General features: G+C 64.3%; 9 protein-coding genes and 1 riboswitch. Of the genes, 3 read left to right on the top strand and 6 right to left on the bottom strand.

Features of this window, described 5'->3' with window-relative positions; genetic code table 11:
- Positions 1-612, bottom strand: coding sequence for a translesion DNA synthesis-associated protein ImuA (imuA, locus tag HX869_RS08085; protein WP_008432576.1), 612 nt, complete (start codon positions 610-612; stop codon positions 1-3).
- Positions 612-1,229 carry a transcriptional repressor LexA gene (lexA, locus tag HX869_RS08080; protein WP_003210482.1) on the bottom strand — a complete coding sequence of 206 codons (618 nt, stop codon included), beginning with the start codon at positions 1,227-1,229 and terminating at the stop codon, positions 612-614. Before lexA ends, imuA begins: the two co-directional genes overlap by 1 nt.
- Before the next feature lie 101 nt (positions 1,230-1,330).
- Positions 1,331-1,538: riboswitch (cobalamin riboswitch) on the top strand.
- Between the two features lie 93 nt (positions 1,539-1,631).
- Here lexA and HX869_RS08075 point away from each other — a divergent pair.
- From HX869_RS08075 to HX869_RS08065, 3 genes are read left to right on the top strand one after another with little or no spacing between them, the layout of a single operon-like run.
- On the top strand, positions 1,632-3,566 hold the full coding sequence (locus HX869_RS08075; protein WP_178902961.1) for a TonB-dependent siderophore receptor: 1,935 nt from the start codon (positions 1,632-1,634) through the stop codon (positions 3,564-3,566).
- An 11-nt stretch (positions 3,567-3,577) separates the two neighbouring features.
- Positions 3,578-3,910, top strand: a complete 333-nt coding sequence (locus tag HX869_RS08070) for a (2Fe-2S) ferredoxin domain-containing protein (RefSeq protein WP_178902960.1) — start codon at positions 3,578-3,580, stop codon at positions 3,908-3,910.
- The gene (locus HX869_RS08065) at positions 3,907-4,827 is read left to right on the top strand and encodes an ABC transporter substrate-binding protein (RefSeq protein WP_177019852.1); all 921 of its coding nucleotides are present in this window, start codon (positions 3,907-3,909) and stop codon (positions 4,825-4,827) included. Before HX869_RS08070 ends, HX869_RS08065 begins: the two co-directional genes overlap by 4 nt.
- Before the next feature lie 293 nt (positions 4,828-5,120).
- Here HX869_RS08065 and HX869_RS08060 read toward each other — a convergent pair whose 3' ends face one another.
- The 4 genes from HX869_RS08060 to gspE form a co-directional block, all read right to left on the bottom strand.
- Positions 5,121-17,684: a filamentous hemagglutinin family protein gene (locus HX869_RS08060; RefSeq protein ID WP_178902959.1), complete on the bottom strand. Its 12,564-nt coding sequence runs from the start codon at positions 17,682-17,684 to the stop codon at positions 5,121-5,123.
- 201 nt (positions 17,685-17,885) lie between these two features.
- Entirely contained in the window at positions 17,886-19,049 is a 1,164-nt protein-coding gene (locus HX869_RS08055) for a substrate-binding domain-containing protein (RefSeq protein ID WP_003210472.1), read from the bottom strand.
- Between the two features lie 483 nt (positions 19,050-19,532).
- Positions 19,533-20,744, bottom strand: a complete 1,212-nt coding sequence (gene gspF, locus HX869_RS08050) for a type II secretion system inner membrane protein GspF (RefSeq protein WP_177080281.1) — start codon at positions 20,742-20,744, stop codon at positions 19,533-19,535.
- Positions 20,744-22,162, bottom strand: coding sequence for a type II secretion system ATPase GspE (gene gspE / locus HX869_RS08045; protein WP_178902958.1), 1,419 nt, complete (start codon positions 22,160-22,162; stop codon positions 20,744-20,746). The genes gspF and gspE overlap by 1 nt, the downstream gene beginning before the upstream one ends.
- Positions 22,163-22,234 lie beyond the last annotated feature (72 nt).

Genomic DNA, 22,234 nt, shown 5'->3' with positions numbered 1-22,234 from the left:
TCAGTGCCCAAGCGCAATGGGCGCGGGATGGGCCAGGCCACCCCGGCACTTGAGCACCCGCACTTGCGCAGGGCTCGCCTCAACCGCCAGGCGCAACGCGGCCGGTGACGGGTTGATGGCCTCGTTCAAGGAGCGCCAGGCAAAGGCCAGGGTCTGGCCGGTTTCCGCCGCCACCTGCAAGCGGCGCAAGGCGCGGTCATCGGCCTTGCGCGGCCAGCACAGCACCGCGCCACAGCTGCCGGAACGCAGGCATTGCTCCACTGCCCACAAGGCATCGCGTTCATCGGCCTGGATCACTGACAGCTGGCGCACATCCACCCCGGCGTTTTGCCAGGCGTGGGGGTACGGCGTGTAGGGCGGCGCCACCAGCACGATGCGCTCACCGGCCGCCGCCAACCGTGCCAGGGTCGGCCACACCAGCTGCAACTCGCCCACGCCCTCCTTCGCCATCAGGATTTCGCTCAATGCCGCTTCCGGCCAGCCACCGCTGGGCAGCACCGCATCCAGGGCCGCAAGCCCGGTGGGATGGACGCTGGCCGGCGGCGCGGCGGGCCGGCCTTTCCAGACCCGGCCGCCATTGAACAGCGAGTCCAGTGCAACGACGGCGCCCATCAGCCTTGCCTCACCAGGCCGCAGAACACCCCTTCGATGGCCAGGTCCTGATCGGGCCGCACCACGATGGGTTGATAGGCGGGGTTGCGCGGCAGCAGGCGCACGCGCTCGCCCACGTGTTCGAAACGTTTGATGGTGACTTCACCGTCCAGGCGTGCCACCACGATCTGCCCGTTCAAGGCCTCGGCACTGCGGCGTACGCCCACCAGGTCGCCATCGAGGATGCCGTCTTCGATCATCGAGTCGCCCTGCACCCGCAGCAGGTAATCCGGGGTTTTCGCGAACATGCCCGGGTCGAGCAATAGACGGTTGTGCACTTCGGCATCGGCGCCAATGGGCAAACCGGCGGCCACCCGGCCGAGCACCGGAATATCCAGCAGCTCCGGCCGCGCCGGTTGATTGAGCAGGCGGATGCCGCGAGCCTGGTTCGGGTTGACCTCGATAAAGCCGCCCTCGGTCAGCGCCAGCACATGCTTGCGCGCCACGCTGCGGGAGGCAAAGCCGAACGCCTCGGCGATCTCGGCGAGGCTGGGGGACTGGCCTTGCTGCGCGATACGGTCGCGGATAAAGGTCAGGATGGCGGTACGGCGGGGCGTTAGATTCTTCATGGAGTACATTTGTACTCCTGTGGGAATTTTCTGGCAATATCCGTCAGTCGCTTCCCTGGCAACCGCCGGAAAAGTACCCGCCAAGTTGACGAACGGTCTTTCGAATGTTCAGATGCCGGCCTGTTTCAGGTGCCTCATGCCGCCGTGCATGGGGTGAAACGGGAAACCGGTGCCGCTCTTTTCGAGCCAGTCCGGTGCTGCCCCCGCAACGGTAGACGCGTGACCCCTTCGACACACCACTGTGGCCTGCGCGCCATGGGAAGGTGAAGGTGTCCATACGCGTGAGCCCGGAGACCGGCCTGGAATTCTGTTTGGCAAAATCCTGCGGTGGGCGGGCATGGGCCGGTATTGGCGTGTGCTCGGTGCCTACTCGTGCGTGCTTTTCGCGAAAGATACTTTTCCGAGAAGACTATGATTCGACCTTACACTACTTCCGTGCCCAGCCTGCTGCTCGGCTGCCTGTTCAGCCCCCTGCTGCTGGCCGACGACCCTCCCCTTGAGCTCAAGCAGCAGATCATTTCCGCACCGTCGGTGGAATCCACCACCGTGGCCGACATGGCCCAGTACGGCAGCAAGGTTGAGATCGTCACCCGCGAACAGATTGAACGCGCCGGCCCCGCCGCCGATGTGTCGCGCGTGATGCAGATGTTCATCCCCGGCCTCTACGTGGCCCCCAAGAACGGCCCGTTCGACTACGGCACCTATTCCCTGCTGGGTGGACGCAACGACGACACGCTGATCCTGCTGGACGGCGTGCGCCTGAACAACCGCCTGTACGGCGGCCTGTACCTGGACACCCTGCCCGCCAACGCCATCGAGCGCATCGAAGTGCTCAAGGGTGGCCAGAGCCTGCTGTTCGGCACCCAGGCGGTGTCGGGGGTGATCAACATCGTTACCCGCAGCCCGCAAACCCGCGAGGCGTCCGGCGAGGTGAACCTGGGCGCAGACACCTTCGGCGGCACCACCGGCGATGCCCGGGTCGAGAAGATCTTCAACAACGGTTTCGGCGATCTTGGCTTGCTGGCCTACGTCAGCCGCAACGTCTCCGAGGGCTACCAGCCGTTTCGCAACCGCGACATGAAAAACGTCAGCGACAAGAAACGCTCCTACGAAGTCACCACCTTCGGCACCAAGGCGATCCAGTCGTTTGGCGATGACACGCGCCTTGAGTTGTTTTACCAGTACGCCGACGCCAACCTCGATTTCGCCCGGCCGGTGGACAACCACAAGACCACCAACGACCGCGTGCAACAAATCGCCACGGCCACCTTCGAGCAAACCCTCAACGAGCGCCTGAGCTACTTCGTCAAAGGTCATATCAACGATTGGGACACACGCTATACCCGCATCAACAATATCGAAGGCGGCGGCACCCGGGTCATCAACCACAACGACTACTGGGGCTTCACCGACTGGGGCGTGCAGGCCGAAGGCAAGGCCGTGTTGCCCGGTGAGCATGTGCTGGTATTCGGTTCCGACAACCAGTGGTTCAAGGGCCAGGACGATGTATTGATCATCGACGACAACAAGGCCCAGGCCCACGCGCTGTACACCCAACTGCGCCCGAATATTGAAGCCCTGCCGAACTGGCACCCGAGCATCGGCGTACGCCACGAAGCCATGAGCGGCGGCGACAGCGCCACTGTCGGCATGCTCACTTCGCTCTACGACCTCAACGACAACTGGGCCCTGCGCGGCCAATACGGCACTGCCTACAAACTGCCAAACGCCGAGCAACTGTTCGTCAACGAAGACGATGAGAAAGGCAACCGCAACCTCAAGCCGGAGAAGAGCCGCAACGCCGAACTGGGCATCGACTACAAGGGCAGCCTGCTGGCCCGGGACTTCAGCGCCAGCGTCACGCTGTTCAAACGCAAGATCACCGACCTGATCACCCTGGACGATATCCAGTGGGTCAACGGCCAGGGGCAGATCCAGATGCGTGGTTTCGAGGCCGACGCCAAGCTGCAGCTCAATGAACAATGGAGCGTGCAGGCCGACATGACCCGCAACCTCACCGAGTCCCGTGCGGGTGTCACCATCAACGATATCCCGGGCTTCTTCGCCCGCTCGCGGGTCGGCTATGAATCGGCGGACCGCCTGTGGGGCGCCGGCACCGCCGTGCGTTACATCGGCGATATCGTCAGCTCGAAAAAGGTCGAATACGGCAACTACACCGTGGTGGATGCCGACGCCTATCGCTACCTCGACAACGCCCACCAACACCGCGTGAGCCTGCTGGTAGAGAACCTGTTCGACCGCGACTACGTCACCAGCCGCGCCAGCAACGTCGACAACCTCGGGCGGCCGTTCACCTCCGAAGTACGCTACACGTATCGCTTCTGATGAGTACGCCCGTGGAAACTCATCCGGACTGGTCCCACGTGCCTGACCACGCCCGTCACGTGTTCCTGTGCACTGGCCCACGCTGTACGCAGCGTGGCGCGCTGCAACTGTGGAAAACCCTGCGCCGCCACCTGCTGCAACACGACTGCATCAAAAAGCCTGGCGGCGTGCTGCTGACACGCACCCACTGCCAGTTCCCGTGCAACCTGGGGCCAATCGTGACGGTGTACCCGGACACTTGCTGGTACGGCGTGCACAACAAAGACGATGTGCAACGGCTGGTGGAAGTGCATCTGGTGGGCGGCGAAGTCGTCGAGGATCTGCTGATCAAGGAGCGCCCATGAAGGCCTCGTGGCTGCTGCTGGGCGCCCTGCTCTGCGCGCCATCGGTATTGGCCGACAGCTTTCGCAACTGCAACCAGGATTGGACCGCCGCCCACTCACCGCCTTCGCGCATCGTGGCCCTCAACCAGCATGCCGCAGACCTGCTGTTGGCGCTGGATGTCGGCCCGGCCTTGGTGGGCGTGGCGTATCTGGATGACAACGGTGTGGCCCACCGACACGGCGAGTATTTCGGCGTGCCGGTGATTGCGCCCAAGTACCCGTCCAGCGAAGTGCTCTATGCGCAGAAACCGGATCTGGTGGTCGGTGGATTCGCCACTGCCTTTGGCACTGGTGTCACCTCCCGCACAGGGTTGGCAGGCAACGGGGTTGGGTCGTACTTGCTGGAGTCGGCGTGCGACGGGCACTCGCTGGATTACTTCGGGCATATTCGCAACGACCTGTTTACCCTCGGCGCCCTGGTGCACAAACAGCAACGGGCGCGGGCGTTGAGCGATGCCATGGACGCCGACCTGGCCAGTGCCCAGGCGCTGGCTGGTGAGGGTAAACCGCTGTCGGTGTTTTACCTGGACAGTGAGGTCAACGGGTTGGACAGCGAGGGTCGGCGTGGTTTTGTCACCACGTTGGTGGCGGCTGCTGGTGCGCGCAATTTATTTGCCGGGATCAACCAATACCGCGTCACCGTGAGCAGCGAAACCCTGCTGATGAGTGACCCGGATGTGATTTTGCTGGCAGATGCGCTGTGGTCACCGGCCAGCCGCAAACGTCAGTTGCTGACCACCGACCCGGTGCTGTCGCGTTTGCGGGCGGTGCGGGAGAACCGGATGATCGATATTCCCTTTACCCATTTGGTGCCCACCGCGAATAGCGGCCGAGTCGTGTTGGAGTTGGCGAGGCAATTCAAACAACTGGCTGAATAATTCACGAGCGAAGCGCCTGACCAATTTACTCAGTCCATGCCACCGACCAAAGTTGTGAAACGCTGTAGGTTTCCAATGCTGAGCGCTTCGTACTTTTAATCGCCTCCAGCTCCTGGCCTGACAGATCAGGGTGATAGAGCTCGCACTTGGTGGCCGAGATATCACTCATCCCGGCCTCAGTGACTACCGGCTCGACCGCACCACCATCCCACCTGGGAAAGCCGGGCCCCCAAGACGAAAAAAAGGGGCGATCAATGATCGCCCCAAATACAACGAGAGGTCCTTTTCTAAAACTACAAGCTGATCTGCTGGCGCTCCTCATCCGTCAACCGCGCCCGCGCCTGGTCACTCAACGGTCCGGCGCCGAGTACCTGCACCGGGCTGTTGGGGTTGTAGCCCGAGGTCTTCTGCCCGTCCTCCGGCTTGCGCTCCACTGGCTCGCTGCCAAAGCTCAACACTTCCACCGTGACAATCGACGCCCGGCCCTGTTTGGCCGCCGCCTGCTGGCTGCGCGCGGCATCTTCCGCCGCCTGGGACGCCGCCGCACCGGCTGCGCTCGCCGAGGTCATGGCCCCGGTGTTTACCGCCGCCGACACCGGCACCCCGGACGACTTGCCCTGGGTCTGGATGTTGGCGGCGTTTACGACGCGCAACGCGGCAATGTTGATGTTGCCCGAGACCCGAATCCCCGCCTCACCCGCATCGATGGTGCCCAGCGGGGCGATCAGGTCGATGTCTCCGGCCGGCACTTCCGGAATCGGGTTCAAGGTGGCAATCCCCGCCCCGGTGCTCGGCACCGCCGGCGACAGGGTCACGTTGCCCCAGTTGTCGTAGACACGCTTGGGCGGCGTGTACACCACGGTGGTCTTGGATCCGCGACCGGCGTTGATGTCGCCCTCGCCGGACCAGCCCATGATCGAGCCGCCGAAGGTGGTCATGATGCGGCTCTGGCCCAGCAGGATGCTGCCCATGGAATACAGCTGGATATCGCCGGCGCCCTGGGTGATCACACCGGCGGTGGACGGCGGTGCCGCGCCTTCGATGCCGAAGGTCTGCCCACCGCCCGGGGTGAGCATCTGGATCGAGCCACCGAAATTGGTGTGTACACCCGAGCCGCCGAACAACGTGATATCGCCCTTGTAGGTGATCGGGTTGCCGGCCACGTCCTTGTCCGGGAACAGCGCGGCAATCGCTGCACGCCCCCGTACATAGCTGCCCTGGCGCACACCGCCCACCGCGTTGTACTCACGGCCGGCGGCCTTGAGTTCGGCGAAGTACACATCACGGGCGAACACCCGTTGCTGTTCAGCGGGCAGTGCGGCGTAAACCGCGCGGGCCTGCTCGCGGGTGCCGACGAAACCGAAGCGCTCGGCGAGCCAGGTGACCAGTTCGTTCTCATAGGTCTTGGCGACCTTGCCGCCCTGGATCGACAGGGCTTCGCCTGGCTGGACGAGGTTGGCCGGGTCCAGGTAGGCCTCGACAAAGCGCCGGTAATCCGGGCCGTTGGGGCCGACGCCAGCTTGCATGACGATGCCTGCGCCAGGGCGGTTGTCGCCCGCGACCACCGGGCCCAGGCTGGTGATGCTGACTTCGCCGCCCTTCGCCGGGTCACGCCCGGACATCAGGATATTGCCGCCCGCCGTCACTTCCAGCAGGCCAGGACCGGCAACCTGGAAGTTGCTGTACAGAATGTCGCGCCCGGCGGAGACGATGGAGATGTCAGTGGGGTTGTTGTGGATGAACAGGTTGCCGGTCGACTGCTCGCTGACCGCACCAGGGGCCGTATTAAAACGGCTGCCACTGCTGACAATGTCTCGCCCCGCCATCATCCAAACTGGCCCGTTACCCTCGTACCAGGTCTGCCCTGAATGCAAAAACGAGGGGGAAGAATTGAACGTCAGGGTCCGGCCGCTGCTGACCCCCACCAGATCGCCGGTCAAGGCATAGAACCGCGCCGGTTCCGTTGGCGCGTAAGCGGCTGCCGACGCCGTGGCGGAGCCAAAGGCAAACAAAGGACGCGGAATGGAACCCGACGAGCTACCGTTCTCCGACAGATTGTTGCCATCGGCAACCACCTGACCATCAATGGTCCCGACGAACGCCGGCCGCCAAGGTGTGGCCATGATGCTGGGGTCGGCCCCGGAAGGCGTGACAAACATACCGCCCGCATAAATCGAGTCATGGGCCAGGAATTGCAACTGGCTGCTGGCACCGGGGGCGAGCACCAAGGCATTTATCGGACTCGTATCGGCTTGGTACCCCAGGACGGCGTTACCGTAATAAATACTGCCGCCAGCCGCCGTCGCTCGAACGATCGATGGGTAGACAGTTGCCAGGTCGGACGCTGCGGCGGAGACAGATGGCGTCAAGTTGCCCCCCGCTGAAAACAGGTCGATTGCCGTGTGACCGGTCCACAACGAGAACCAACTTTCGCCGGTCCCACTCGTCCCGCCACGGGTAAACGATGAGTTGTTCAGCAGGACGACACGGCCCGGGTCAATCACTTGCTGCAGCACCAGGTCACCCAATGTGGTCAGGTTGAATGTGGCATCCCCCGGCACCAGGGTGATACCCCCCACTGCCCGACCACGGGTCGCCTGGAACGGATCGAATGCGCGGGTTTCGCCCGGGCTCTGCTCAGAGCTGTTGCTGCCGTAGGTCAGGTCGATCCGGCCCGTGGTCGCACTTTGCAGTTGGACATTGCCCCGGATATTCACCAACTGGCCGTTCTGATCGTTTACATCAACCACGCTGCCAGGGTTCAGGGCGCCACCGATACGCACCCGCAGATCACCACCGCCCGTCAACTGCAGGCTGCCATCACCGGCAACCCGCCCGGTACTGCCAACCGCCAGCACCAGCCCCTGGCTGCGCGGGTTGGCAGAGGCCGACATTGGGTTGCCGTCCATGCGCCGAAGCACACCGGCATCCCCGCCTACCTGTACATCCACGTCACCGCCGCCGAGGGTGCCGAAACCGGTAAACCCGACGAACGCATCAGCCTTGGAGGCGTTGGCGGTATAGCTACCGAAATTGATCCACCAGGCCGTCGGCTGCGCCTGCCCGCCGGTGTTCACCGTGCCGCTGCCCTGGCGCCACAGCCAGTTGGCCACATCGGCGGAGTCGATGCCGTTATCCAGGGGGTTGGGCCGACTTGGGTTGAAGACGCCTCCCAGGATATTCCCCGTCAGGTTGCCCCCCACGTTCACGCTCAAATTCCCCCCTGCCTCCGGGTACCAGGCACGGTACAGGCTGTCAGATGAGCCGTTGACGAACTGTTCAAAATAACTGTTGGTATCGTTCAGCACCGTCTTCGCGCTGTTCAGCGCCTTGGGCTGGTTGTAGGGGTCACTGGCACCGGTTGCAGTGGACGATGTACCGGCGGTGTAGACCCCGTACAGGGAGTCCATGCTCAAGTTGCCGGCGCTGAGCAGTTCGAGGTCGCCCGTACCGGTGCGAATCACACTGAAACGGCTGCTGGAGGGGGTCGCCGCATACTCTTTGCCGCTTTGGGCCTGGCAGTAGGCGGGCGAGCTTGCACAGAACTCATCGATGGAAGGGATACCGAACTGGTCCAGGATGCTTTGCTCGATCGGCGTTCCGACGGTGACGATAATCCCGTTGTCCGCCAGGTCCTTGGCGCCGAATTCGGTCCAGACATAGCCAACTTTCACGGCGCAGTACGCCGGATTGCCCCCACAGAAATCATCAATCGAACCCAGCCCGAAATCATCGAGGATCTTTTGGTCGATCGGGTCGCCTTCCTTGACCACCACCCCATTGGCCGCAAAGTCCTCCACCGCGAAGGCGGTCCAGGTCAACTTGCCCTTGGCGGGCATCTCCTTGGCAAACATGCCGTAGTGGCTGTCAGCCAAACGCAGGTCGCCGCTGCGCGGATGGGCTTGCAGGATGCGGCTGTCGGCCGCCTCGGTGTCAGCACCTGCAACCAACCGCAGCGACCAGGATTGCGAACCTTCGGCCAGCATCGGCGAGAGGGCCCACAGCTTGCCCTGGCGCCCCGCCACTTCCGGGCGCAACGCCACCGACTCAGCCCCGCCCGGCAACTTGACGTTGGTGCCGGAAGGAATCAACGCGCCGCGCGGCAGCGGTATGTCGCCATTGAGGGTCACGTGGTTTTGCGTCGGGTTAAGCGCCTCGTAGTTCGTCGGCAACGGCACCCCTTTGGGCCAGGTCAGCGCCCCGAGCCGGGTGTCCTGGGTCAGCAGGCTGCCGGCGTCCAGCTGTGAGCCGGCCGCCAGGGTGTGTGCCTGGCTCAATAACGTGCCTGCGGCAAACAGCACATTGCCCGCGCTGTCGAACACCGCTGCGGCCAATACCGTACCGGCAGGCAGCGTCAGGTCCTGGTTCAGCGTCGCCCGGGTCGGCAAGCGCGTACCGGCGGCCACGCCCACGGCCTTGATCGGCAGGTCGTAGTTGAGCACGGTGCCCGCCGGGAAGGTCGTGCCGTCCGCCAGGGTGATGCCGTTACCCGGCACGATGATCGTGCCGCCGGTAAAGTCGATGCCCGGCAACAACACCCAGCCCTTGTCATCGACGGTCTGCGGTGGCGGCGCAAAACCGTCGTTGATGCTGCCGTAAATGTTCAGGTCGCCACCGGCGCGCAGGGTCAGGCTGCCCGACTCACCGGAGCCATACACCGAGGTTTTCTGGCTGTTGGGGTTGAGGCTGGCGTAACGGTAGCCGGACAGGTCCAGATCGCCCTGCACCACCAGGTCACCGTCCGCGGTCTTGCTGACGATTTCCACGCCCGGGCGCAGGTGGAAGGCATCGGCGTAGGTTGCATTGTTAAGCCCGGCGAGTTTGTTTTGCAGCAGGTTCTGGTTGAGCAATGCACCGTTGATAAAGGCCGTGCTCAGCACATGCTTGCCATCCAGGTAGGCCTGGTCGATCTGTTGGTAAGGCCGCCCGCTGGCCGTCGGATCGGAGACCAGTGGCGCATCGTCGTAACTGATCATGCCGTTGAGGGTGATCGAGCGCGCGCCCTGGATCGTCAGGCGGCCATGGGCATCGATGTTGATGTCGTTGCTGGTGCCATCGACGTTGATCAGCCGTGGTGCATTCAGTTCCAGGGTGCCGCGGTTGCGCCCGTCATTGCCCTGGACCGCCTCGGTGCCGTGGCGCAGGTCGATGCGTGCGCCATCGGCCAGGGTCAGTTGACCGGTGCCGGAGCCGAGCACCACCATGGCCCGGTTGGGCGAATCGATGATCTTGCCGTAGCTGTCCACCCGCAGCTTGCTGCCATGGGCGTCGAGTACCGCGCCGCCGTCCAGCGTCAGGCCGTGCTTGCCGGCCAGGTTGATGCTGCCGACGCGCTCGCCACTGGCGTCCACCAGGCCGGTGACCCGCAGGCTGCCGTTGTCCACGGAGACGTTGACGGTGCCGGCCTTGAGGCCATTACCGATGGTCAAGTCGCCCTGCTTGAGTTGGAAGCTGCGTGTGCCGAACACCTGGCCTTGATTCAGGCGCTGGTTGAGGTCGGCGAACTGCTGGTCCAGTGAACCGCTGCTGCCCAGGCGCTGGGCCTGGATTTCCACGGTACCGGCCTCATAAGGCATCGTGGTCCCGCCCGCATCGTAATAGCCACTGCTGCCGGCGAGGATCGTGCCTTGCAGGTCGACGATACCGCCCGCCGCGTCCACCGCAACCGCCCGCAGTTTGCCGGCCTGGTTGTTTTTGGCCGAGAGGTCGATGGTCGAGCCGGCAGCCTGCAGTATGTTGCCGCTGCGGCTGTCCAGCAGCACCGTGCCGCCCGCGTCGTATTGGCTCACATCGTTGAACACAGTGGCGCGACCGGCCACGTCGATCAACGCCGCATCCGTCAGCACCACATCACCCCGGGCGCCCAGGCTGATTTTACCGCTGGGCAGCACTACCGCCGTGGCCAGGCGAATGCTGTCGCCTTGCAGGGACAGTTCGGCGCCCTGGCCGTCGGCCTTGCCACGCGCCCCCGCGGACGCTGCAATATCAATCGCCCCACCTCCGGTGATGCGGTTCACCGAACCGGCTTCGCCGGTCATCAGCGGGGTGAGGATATTCAGGTCGCCGCCGCTGTACTGGAAGCCCTTCACCGGGTCATAGGCGCCCTGGCTCTGATACACCGAGAGGCTGCCCTTGTGGTTGGCGGTAATGCGCTCGCTGGCATTGAGGTTCACGCTGGCAAAGCCCAAAGCCAGGCGATCGAAACTGCTCACGGTGTTGGTCTGGGCAAAGGCGCCGTAGCCGAACTCAATACGCTCGGCGTTGATATCCAGGCGCCCGCTGCCAGTGCCCGCCCCGCCGGCGATCACCGAGCCCGGTGGGGTGGTCGCGCCCTGCCAGATCAGGTTGGCGGTATGAATGTTGGCCACGTCGCCAGCGCCACCGGCACCGTAGATCGCCGGAGTGGCAAGCATCAGGTTGCTCAGCCGCGATTTACCCGTCAGTGGGTCATAGGTGTCCAGGGAGGTACTGCCGTAGAAGTTGAAACTGTCCCGCGCCGAGAGCTGCAGGGTTTCCAGGGCCGGCGCACCGAACTGTGAATCACCTTTGAGCAGGCGATCAAGAAGCGCCTGGGTGAGTGTCAGGCCGGCCGGCAACTGATTGGCCACAGCGGCAGCGGCCAGGGCTTGGGCGCTGCCGAGGTTAATGGTGTTGACCCCCAGGTTGAGGTGACGGGTGCCGTAGCGCACCTGGTCGCCCAACTGGAAGGTATTGTTGGTCAACGCCACGATGCTGCCTTCGGAGTACAGCCCGGTTTGCCCGCTGCACAGGCCCGTGTCACACACACCGATGCTGATCCCGCCGCTGGGCACCGTCGTATTGAATGCAATGACATTGAGCAAGCCGTTGGACGCCGCCAGCATATTGGTGACTTTGTAGATAAAACCGTCACGAGCGTCGTAGCTGGCTTTGCCACGGCCGATGGTGTTGATGGATGCGCCCTGCTCCAGGACGATCGCGTTGGTGTCACTCAACAAAAAGACTTCCGGCGCTGCGAGCGTCACACCTTCCCGAAGCGTGACGGTGCTGTTGGCCCGACTCGTACCGCCAGCCAGGACGATGTAATTCCCGGACTGGCCATACGTAACTGCCGTCATCCCCCCCACCATCAAACGCGAGGCTCCCAAGGCGTTGAGGCTGTCATCGTTGAAGGTAATGCCGGAAAAACCGCTGGTTGCGGAACTGCCCGCCGCGACGACTTCAATACCCAGTTTGCTTGGATCAATCACCGCCACCGCGCCGCCATAGCCACCCGTCGCGGCCTCAAAACGGCCTATGCCCTGGAACGAAAACGCATCAGCGCCGCCCCCTGGCCGCAAGGCCAGTTTCAGGGTCTTGGCGTCGACGGCGAGCATCGGGCGTGGCACACCCTGTTTCGCGGCGTCGGCCATGGCGAACTGGGCGTAGCTGGTTTCGTTGTATTGGGAATAGCGACGCAAGGTATCGGCCGAGGTCAAAATCAACTGGCTGGCAACGCTGTTGCCGATCCCGGTGTTGGCGATGGACAAGCGCCCGGCGGTGGACCAGGAGCCATTGCGCATGCGCTGGGTGGCGGCATCACTGCCGAGCCCGGCCAGGCCGTTGATCTCGACGCGGAAAGCGCCGGGCATCAAGGCGTAGGTGGACGGCATCAGGGTATAAGTGCCCGCCGGCAGCCCCGGCACTCCCGCGCCGATGGTGACCTGCTGGCCCACCAACGGATCGACTGCGCCCTTCTCCGGTGCCACCGGCGCCGCGCCAGGCTGCACCCCGGGCACGATGGCGTAAATCGGGTTGGTGCCCAGGCCCGGCAACACAAAACCGCCATTGGCACCAAACTGCACCAGTGGGCTGTAGCGCGCATCCGTAGAGCCTCCGCGCCCGGAAACGAAACCGGCCCCCAGCAATTCGCCGCCGCCCGACAGGTCCAGGGTAGCCTCAGGCTGCACCTGCACCGACTGGCCGCCGAGAATCACCCCGACGCTGAGTTCCGCGTCCTGGTTGACCAGCCCGCCCTGGCCGACAAACGTCACGGTCTTGCCGTTGTACTTATAGACCTGCCCGTCCAGGGTGCCGCCATACGGCAGCACCAGGCCCTTGCCGCTCACCGACGTCACGCTGCCCGGCAGCAATTGCACCTGGCTGCTGCCCATGCTGCCGATATCGATCAACCCCAGGGGCGCCCGCACCACACCGCCCTGCCGCACCGTCGCGGCGCCCAGTTGCAGGCGCCCGAATGCCGAGTAAGGCACCGCGGCATCCGTGTTGCCGGTACGGCCAATGGTCAGGGTGCGCAGCGGGTCGAACGTGATGTTGAGGCTGTTGAATTCGCTCAGGTAGCCGGCAATGACCCGCGCACCGACCTCCGTGGCCGGATACAACTGCGCCGCCCGCAAGGTCATGTCGCCCTGGGTCAATAACTGGGTGCTGACCCTCAAGGCCACGCCGTCCGGGTTCGCACCCGCCAGGAAGCGCAGATCGCCCTGGCTGGTCAGGTTGACCTGATCAAAGCCGCGACGCTCAAGGCCGACCAGGCTGTCGTCGGCCTGGCGCAGTTTGCCCTTGCTGCCAAACAACACGCTGCCGCGCACATCGATCAAGCTGCCGCTGGCATTGAACTGCGCCTCGGTGGCGCGCAGCGAGGGTAACGGCAACACCGACACCGGGTTCACGTAGAACTCCCGGGCCGGCGAATCCATGCCGGACAGCAGCAGAGACGGTGCCGACAGATTCACCCGGGCATTGGCTGCCGCGCCCTCACTGAGGTTGAAGGCACCGCTGTACAGGCGCAGGCTCTGGCCCATGTTCAAGGACACATCGCCGTCGAAACTCAACAGGCCGTTGCTCATCAATGCCAGGCTGTCGAAGCCGCCCGCACTGACCTGGTCGACGCCCAGGCGAGCGTGGCCGTATTCCAGGCTGTCGGCCGCGTCGGCGGCGGTGCCGGCGAGCGGGTGGGCCTGATAGGTCTGGCCGAGCACCAATTCACGCACCTTCAGCACGCGATCCGTGACACTGCTCTTGGTGTAATACGGGCTGTCCAGCGCTACGTTCAGGCTGCCGCCCGCTGCGCCGGCACCGCCGGCCCGGGCTACCAGACTGCCGTCCAGGTACAAGCCATTGTTGGACGCCAGGCTGATACTGCCGCCATTGCTGGCCACCCGGGTTGCGCCCTGCCCCGGCACATCCAACACCGCTTGCGTGCCCGACGCGTCCAGCCGGGCGCCCTCGCGTACCACCACAAACAGGTCGCTGGCAGTGACCGTGCCGGTGCTCAGGTTGATCTCGCCACCGATGCTGATCTTGCCGCCGTCACGGACCAACCCGTATTGGCTCCCGCGATTGTCCACGGCGGTCGCGGCCCGGGCGGCGACATCGATCAGTGCGTTTTCACCCAGCCAGATGGAGCGGCCGTGGCCAACCGCGTTGGCCGGCTCGAACGCGCGCGTGGTCAGGCCGTTCAGGTTGACGCTGCCACCCCAGGCATTGAGCGTGCCGTCGACCGTCAGTTGGCCGATGCTGCGCAGGTTGATCGACTGGCCCGGGTCGACGCTGATCACCGCGCCCTTGCCGACCAACAGCGCGGTTGTCGGCAGTTGCTCGGCAGGCGACTCCAGGTGGCCGGCGGAAAGGGTCAGGCTGGCGCCACGGCGTTGGCCGAGTACGCCCTTGCTGGCGTCTTCCTGGTAAAACGGCGGGGTCCAGCGCTCCATCACGCTGGCCGCATCGCCGCCACCCGGCGTCGTGGCGGCCTGCTCCGAGAGCCGGTAGGCCGGCACGTTCACATCCACCTGAGTACCATCGGCGACCAGCAATCCTTCGTTGCCGGTAATGTCATAGGCCGAAAAACCCTTGTTGAAAAAATCCCCGGCCAACTGCAAGGTCTTGGCATCCGGCGCCTGCGGGCTCTGGCCGATCTGCACCTTGTTGGCCTGCAAGGTCAGGGTGCCGCCTGTGCTGACGCCATAGCCGCGAATCTCGGCGCCCAGGTCCAAAGCCCCCAGTGCGCCCACGGTCACGTCGCCGCCCTTGCCGCCCCGGACTTTGCCATCCAGGCCGATGGTTGCCCCGGACGACGCTTCCACCAGGCTGCCCGCCGCGAGGTTCACGTCGCCGGAGCTGCGCAACGACACCTTGCCACCGTTGATATACGCCACCCCATCAGTGGCCGAAGGGTCCAGCGCCAGATTATTCCAGCGCCCGGAACTGTCCAGCTTGACTCCGGCGGCCACATCGAGCCGGCCGATACCCGGCAGAATCACATCGCCAACGGCATTGGAGCGATTGAGGTCGACCTGATTCAGCAGGTTGCCCGCGTTGATGCTGCCGCCGTGGGCCGTGAGGTTGGCATTGACTGAAACCACGGGGCCGAACAGGGTGATGTCGCCGCCGTCAGCCACCTTGAGTGCGCCATTGACGTCAATCTGCTGCTTTGCGCCGACCTTGATCGCGCCCAATCGGTAGCCATTGAGCTGGTCACTGTCGAGCACCAGTTTGCCCTGGCGTTCGGTCGGCAGCGCAGTGGCCAGGTCCAGGCCGTCGGCGATTTTTTGCGTGCTGCTCTCGATCAGCACCTGGTCGATGGTCGGGGTCAAGGCGTAGCGCAAGGTGCCGGTGGCCTTGTTGTACACCGGCGTGTACTGGCCAATGATCAACTGCGCCCGCTGGGCCATGGCCTGCTGTGACTGCTGATAACCATCAAGGTTGATATTCGGTGCCTGGGTCTGGCGATCGCCCTGGAATACATCGCTGATCAACTGGCCTTCCAGCACCGCGTTGGTGGTGCCCACCACCAGCTTGCCGGCGTCGCGGCCCACGGTGTAGCCCGCCTCGTAGCGGCTTTGCTGGGCCACCAGCGGGTTGTAGTAGAAATCGCTGCGGCCCCAGCGGACGCTGGTGTCTTCAAAGCCCTTGTAGATCCCCGCGTAGAGAATGTCCCCGGGGGCTTTCGACAGCTCATAGAGCTGGCCGTCAGGCCCCTTGAGCCAGGTCTGGCGGATGTAGCCGGCCTGCACATCGACGGTGCCGCCCGACAGATTGACCTGGGCCCCCTGCTGGGTCACCACGTCCTTGCCGGTGAACGTCACAGTGCCGCCCTGGGCCATCCACTCGCCGACCGAGTGGCCCTGGGTGCCCAGGTAACCGCCGACTTCCAGCAGCCCGCCGGCGGTGTACCAGCGGTCCGTCGCATAGCCGTTGGTGCCGGCCGGGACGAACACCAGGTCCCGCAGGTCGACCCATACATCGTTGTTGATCAATTGCCCGCCGTCACGGTTGGCGGGCGCGTCGCGCTGTTCGTTGCCTTGCACGTTGATCTTGATGTTGTTGGCTTCCATCGCCACCTTGACGCCAATCGCGCCGGACACGTCGATCATCGCGCCGTCACGCACCAGGCTGCGCTGGCCGGCACTGACCGCCACCTGGCCGCCGGTGGCCAGGGTGATCGAGCCTTTGCGCAAATCCACAGTGCCGCCGCTGACGATCTCGATCCGCGACTGGTCGGTGCGATCGGCCACCGCGCTGAGGTTGTTGAACTGGCCGGTGATCAGGTTGGCAGGCAAGCCGTCGAGCTTGATCAGGCCGTTGTCCTTCTGGCTGTTGAGGGCGGTGCTGCCGCTGGCGTCCAGCAGGATCGCCGTGGTACTGCCCTCGCCCAGGGTCACGCTGGCGCTGGTGTCGCTGGCGGCGTTGAGCAAGTGAATCGTGCCGCGGGTATCCACCGAGGTGCTGGCCAGGGCCACGCCGTTCTGCTGCACCTGGTGCCCGGTGAGGGTGATGTCGCCGGTCGACGCCATGATCAGGCCGCTGTTGCTGACCTTGCCCGACGTGCTGCCGGCCTTGAGGCTGGTGGCCACTTCATTGCCACGGGTGGTGGAGCGGTCGTTGCCGGTGGTGCCGACGCCCTTGCGGATATAAAAACTGTCGCCGGCGGCCAGGGTGGCCTGGCCCCTGGCGGTGATGATGCTGCCGGCGTTCTCGACCTCCGAGCCGAGCAGCAAGGCGTAGCCACCGGCGTCGGTAGAGGTGGCCGGGTTGTGAGTCTGGATCAACGCGCCGCGCTGCACCTCGACCTTGCCCGCCGCGTCGGTGAAAGTCGGCTGGGTGCCGTTGGCATCCACATAGATCCCGCGTTGGGTGAATTGGTCATCGGTGATGGTGGCGGCGGCCGCCACCAGGTTGCGCACATTGACCTGGCTGCTGCCGCTGAAGATCACCCCGTTGCGGTTCATGATCATCACTGTGCCAGGGGCGTTGATCTGGCCCTGGATTTCGCTGGGGCGCGCGTTGGGGTCGTTGACACGGTTGAGCACGGCCCAATTCGATTGCTGCTGGAAATCGACCGTGGTGTTGCGTCCGACGTTGAAGGTTTCCCAGTTTAGGATCGCCTTGTCGGCGGTCTGCTCGATGGTCACCGTGGTCTTGCCACCGGACTGGCTCTGGGTCGGGCCCTTGGCGTTGGTCCAGCCCTGGGTCAGGCTGTTGTCCACCTGCAAGCCGCCCTTGCCGAGGCCGTCGGGAATCGTCGAGACCTGGCCGAGCGCCGCTTGCCGGCCAGCGGCCTGGGCGGCCTGCTGGGCCGCAATCGCCGCGACACTGTTGTTGAGCGTGCTGATGGAACGTGACAACTGCTGGTTCGCCCGCGCCTGCTGATTCAACGATGGAATCCCCGGCACCTGCGCCCCGTTGAGGCGGGCCGCTGTCGCCGCCTGGGAGGCACCCTTGTCGGCAAACCAGCCGGAGCTGAACGCTGTCGCCGCGTGGGCGCTGCCTGCCACCATGAACAAGGCAATCGCCTGGGCCAGGGGTTTGAGGCGCAGGATCGTCTGGCCGCCAGGGCCTTGGGCATTCAGGTTGACCGGTGGTTTGCAGCGGACCATCAGGAAGCTTCCTTCTTTGTTATTGCCCATGGGGAACTGGCGACGTGCGTCACGTATGGGAGTTAGGCGGTTGGCGAGGGGCGGGACTGAACTTCTGTCATGGAAAGTTCATGTAAGGCTGATAGCCGAGCCGCAAACGCAAAAATCAGCAACGGCACAGGCCGTTGCTGATCGGGTGTTGCCGGTCGGTAAAAGCGTGGGTTACAGCGGACGACCGATGGCGTTGCAGACATCAGACTTGCCGATGCTCAGCGCGCTGGTTGCGGTAACGAAGTTGCTGGTGATCGCGGCTTTCCAGGCAGCTGGCAGTGGCACGAAGCGGTTGGCCTTGATCGCGTTGTCGTTGCTGTTCAAGGCGCTGGCACCGAAGTGACGGGTGAAGAACGCACGCACTTGCGAGGTCTGGGTGGCGTCGGCGTAGCACTGGCTGAAGATCAGGTTGGTGAAGCCCAGGATCGGATAACCGCTGCTTGGGTAAGGCACGACGCTTGGATCGTTGGCATCGGCGGCGGCAGCAAACACCGGTACCCAGGCGTTCTGGTTGGCGACGTTGGCAGCAGCCGGTACGGGCACAGCAGCGATGGCGGCGGAAACGTTATCAGGGGCTGGAGAAACACCGGCGACCTTGGCCACTTTGGTGGCGTCATCCAGGCCAGCCAAGGTAGGCGCGGCATAGTCCGGGCTCATGTAGGTAATGCGACCATCACCGGCGTTCAGTGCGGTCATCACGCCTTGGCTGGTCACGGCAGGCACAGCGCCTGGTGGCACGCCGAAGCTGTCCGCGAAGTTGGTGGTGACCACAAATTTCTTGGACTCATTGACGCACTTGGCCGCCAGGAAACGGGTGAACAGCTCGGTGGTGCCACTGGCTTCGTTACGGTAAACCACCACGATGTTACCGGTGCGACCGGTAGCCGGGAGTTGGTTCCAGGTGGTGATGCGGCCCGAGAACACGCCGCACAGTTGATCAACGCTCAGGTCAACTGCGTTGGTACCGGCCTTGTTGAATGGAATGGCAACCGAAGTGGCGACCGAAGGTACTTGAATCAGCTTGCCCCAGGTCGCTTGTTTGGTGGAGGCGTAGGTGGACAGTTCAGTCGAGGTCAGCTTCGAGTCGCTGCCCGCCCAGTGAACGTTCTTGGTGCCGGTGCCGAACTGGCTGTAGTCGTTGTTCAGGAACGCCAGTTTGCCTTTGCCGCTGCCCACGCCGATGTACGGGGCGAAACCGGCGGTCAATACGCCGGAGGTCTGGTACAGCGGTTGTGGCAGGGTGGCGCCGCCGCCGTTGATGTCTGCCATGGCAGCCTGGGCCGAGCACAGTGCAGCGAGGGTCATGGATACCGCGAGAACGTTGCGCTTAAACATGAAGAAGCTCCTTTCGTCGTGTTTGTACGTTGGGGTAGATGACGCTATGGCTTCGGTCCCGGGCTGTGTTCCGGGGGGTACCCAGGGGTGAGGCCATGGGTATGAAATTTCGCAGCATCCGATGACAGCTAAAGGAAAAAACCTCGGGAGGAACGGCTTGATTTTTAAAAAGATTCTCGGGTGTTTTGGTCACACTTTTGAGCGGTTTGGGGGTGAGGTGACAGCGAGGTTTCAGCGCGGATTTCGAGGACCGGGCTGGAGGCGTTACGGGCCGTGTGGTGGGGTTGGGCAGATGATAGAATGAGGAACCCGAGGTTGGGACCCGCGTGTCGGGCGCGCGAAAATAGTCTTGAAGAAACGCGATTCAAATGTGGGAGCGGGATTGCTCGCGAAAGCGGTGGATCAGGCGCGACATGTGTTGATTGACACACCGCTTTCGCGAGCAAGCCCGCTCCCACATTTTTGATCGTGTTTCGTCAGCAGTCAGGTCACCAGTTGGTTGATTTCGATGATCGGCAGCAGCACGGCCATGACGATGACCAACACCACGGCCCCCATCACCACGATCATCAGTGGCTCAAGCAACGCCGTCATGCCCATCGCCCGACGCTCGATATCCCGCGACAGGGTTTGCGCCGCGCGCTCGAGCATTGGCGGCAGCGAGCCGGTTTTTTCACCGCTGGCGATCAGGTGGATCAGCACGGGCGGAAAGACCTTTTCCACCGCCAGCGCAGGAGCCAGGTTGACGCCCTCGCGCACCTTGGCGGTGGCATCTGTGACGCACTGGCTCAGCCGGTCGTTGGACAAGGTCTGGCGCGCCGCTTCCAGGGCGCGCAACAACGGCACGCCCGCCCCGCCGAGAATCGCCAGGGTCGAGGCAAACCGCGCGGTGTTGAGGCCCAGTACAAAACGCCCGATCAACGGCAGGCGCAACACCCGGCTGTGCCAGCTCAACCGCGCCACGGGGTTGCGCAGGTACAGGCGCCAGCTCCAGAAACCACCCACGATCCCGGCAAAACACAGCCAGCCCCAGGCGCGGATAAAGTCACTCGCATTGAGCATCGCCAACGTCAGCCCCGGCAGGTCCTGGCGAGCCTGGGAAAACGCACTGACCACCTGCGGCACCACGTAGCTGAGCAGGAAAATCACAATGCCGATGGACACCAGCCCCACCACGCCCGGGTAGATAAACGCCGTGAGGATCTTGCCCCGCAGGTTATTGCGCTCCTCGATGTAGTCGGCGAGGCGCTCCATGACCTGGGCCAGGTCGCCGGACTCCTCCCCCGCCGCGATCAGCGCCCGATAGATCGACGGAAAGTCCCGGGGCCGGGCGGCCAACGCATCGGCCAGGCGCATGCCGCTGCGCACATCGGCGCGCACCGCGCTCAAGGTCTGGGCGATGTGTTTTTTCTCGGCTTGCTCCACCGTGGCGCTCAACGCGGCCTCCAGTGGCAGGCTCGCACCGAGCAGGCTCGCCAGCTGGCGCGTGGCCCAGGCCAGGTCATTGTCCGAGAGTTTGGCGCTGAACCGGCCGCCACCGCCGGCACGCTCGTTGTTGTTCTCGACCTGCACCCGCAAGGCCGTCAGGCCACGGCTGCGCAGGTGGGCAAACGCGCCGCTCTGGCTGTCTGCCTCAAGGTGCCCGGACTCCAGCTTGCCGCTGGCGTCGGCGGCTTCGTAGCGGTATCGGTTCATCAGGCGTCCCGTGTTACGCGCAGGATTTCTTCGGGGGCGGTGGCGCCGCTGCGTACCCAGCGTTCGCCATCCTCACGCATGCTGAACATGCCGGCGCGGCGTGCGGCGGCCTTCAAGGCCTGCTCGCCGGCGCCCTGGTGGATCAGCCCGCGCAGCTCGTCGTCGATGCAGAACAATTCATGGATACCGGTACGCCCGCTGTAACCGATCTGGTTGCACTGCGCGCACCCGACAGGCCGCCAGGTGCCGGGCGCGGCCGGGTCTTCCTGCTTGCAGTGCGGGCACAGCCGACGCACCAGGCGCTGGGCCAATACGCCGAGCAGTGACGAGGCCAGCAGGAACGGTTCGACGCCCATGTCGATCAAGCGGTTGACCGCCGAGACGGCGTCGTTGGTGTGCAGGGTGGCGAGCACCAGATGGCCCGTGAGCGAGGCCTGGACGGCAATTTGTGCGGTCTCCAGGTCGCGGATTTCGCCGATCATGATGATGTCCGGGTCCTGGCGCAGGATTGCCCGCAGGGCCAGGGCGAAGGTCATGTCGATCTTGGCGTTGACCTGGATCTGGCTGATGCCCGGCAGGTCGTATTCCACCGGGTCTTCGACGGTCAGGATATTGCTGGTGCTCGCATCCAGCCGGGCCAGGGCGGCGTAGAGGCTGGTGGTCTTGCCGCTGCCGGTGGGGCCGGTGACCAGCACGATGCCGTGGGGTTGGCGGATCAGGGTGTCGAGTTTGGCCAGGACGGCGGGGTCCATGCCGAGGGTTTCCAGCTGCAGGCGGCCGGCTTGTTTGTCCAGCAGGCGCATCACTACGCGCTCGCCATGGCCGGTGGGCACGGTGGAGACGCGGATATCGATGGGGCGACCGGCCACGCGCAGGGCGATGCGGCCGTCCTGGGGCAGGCGTTTTTCGGCGATATCGAGTTGGGCCATGATCTTGATGCGTGAGACCAAGGCGCCGTGCAGGGCCTTGCGCGGGGACACCACGTCACGCAGCGTGCCGTCGACGCGGTAGCGCACCACGGAGTGGGTTTCGTAGGGTTCGATGTGGATGTCGCTGGCTTCGTCGCGGGCGGCCTGGGTGAGCAAGGCGTTGATCATGCGGATCACCGGGGCGCCGTCCTGGGTGTCGAGCAGGTCGGTGATTTCGGGGATGTCTTGCATGAGGCGGTAGAGATCGACTTCGTTTTCGGCGGCGCCCACGACGGCGGCGGCGCTGCCGGTGTCGGCGTAGGCAGTGGCCAGGAGGCCGTCGAGTTCGTCGTCGCGCACCTGGATCAGGTGGGTTTGGCCGAACTGGCGGTGGACCTCGCTGATGGACCAGCCGGGGGTCGAGGGGCAGATGGTCAGCGTCGGGCCCTGGGTTCCCGGGTGAAGGAGGATGCGTTGGGATTTGGCCCAGGCGTAGGGCAGGAGGCTCATGCTTTTGGGCTTCGTTTGGTTGAGTACATATCCATTCCTTCGGTTACGGCTTGTATTGGTTCCGCTCTTACA

Origin of the sequence: Pseudomonas sp. P7779 (assembly GCF_013386315.1) — a bacterium.
In the GTDB taxonomy this organism is placed as follows: domain Bacteria; phylum Pseudomonadota; class Gammaproteobacteria; order Pseudomonadales; family Pseudomonadaceae; genus Aquipseudomonas.
This window is presented reverse-complemented; position numbering and strand designations above follow the sequence as displayed.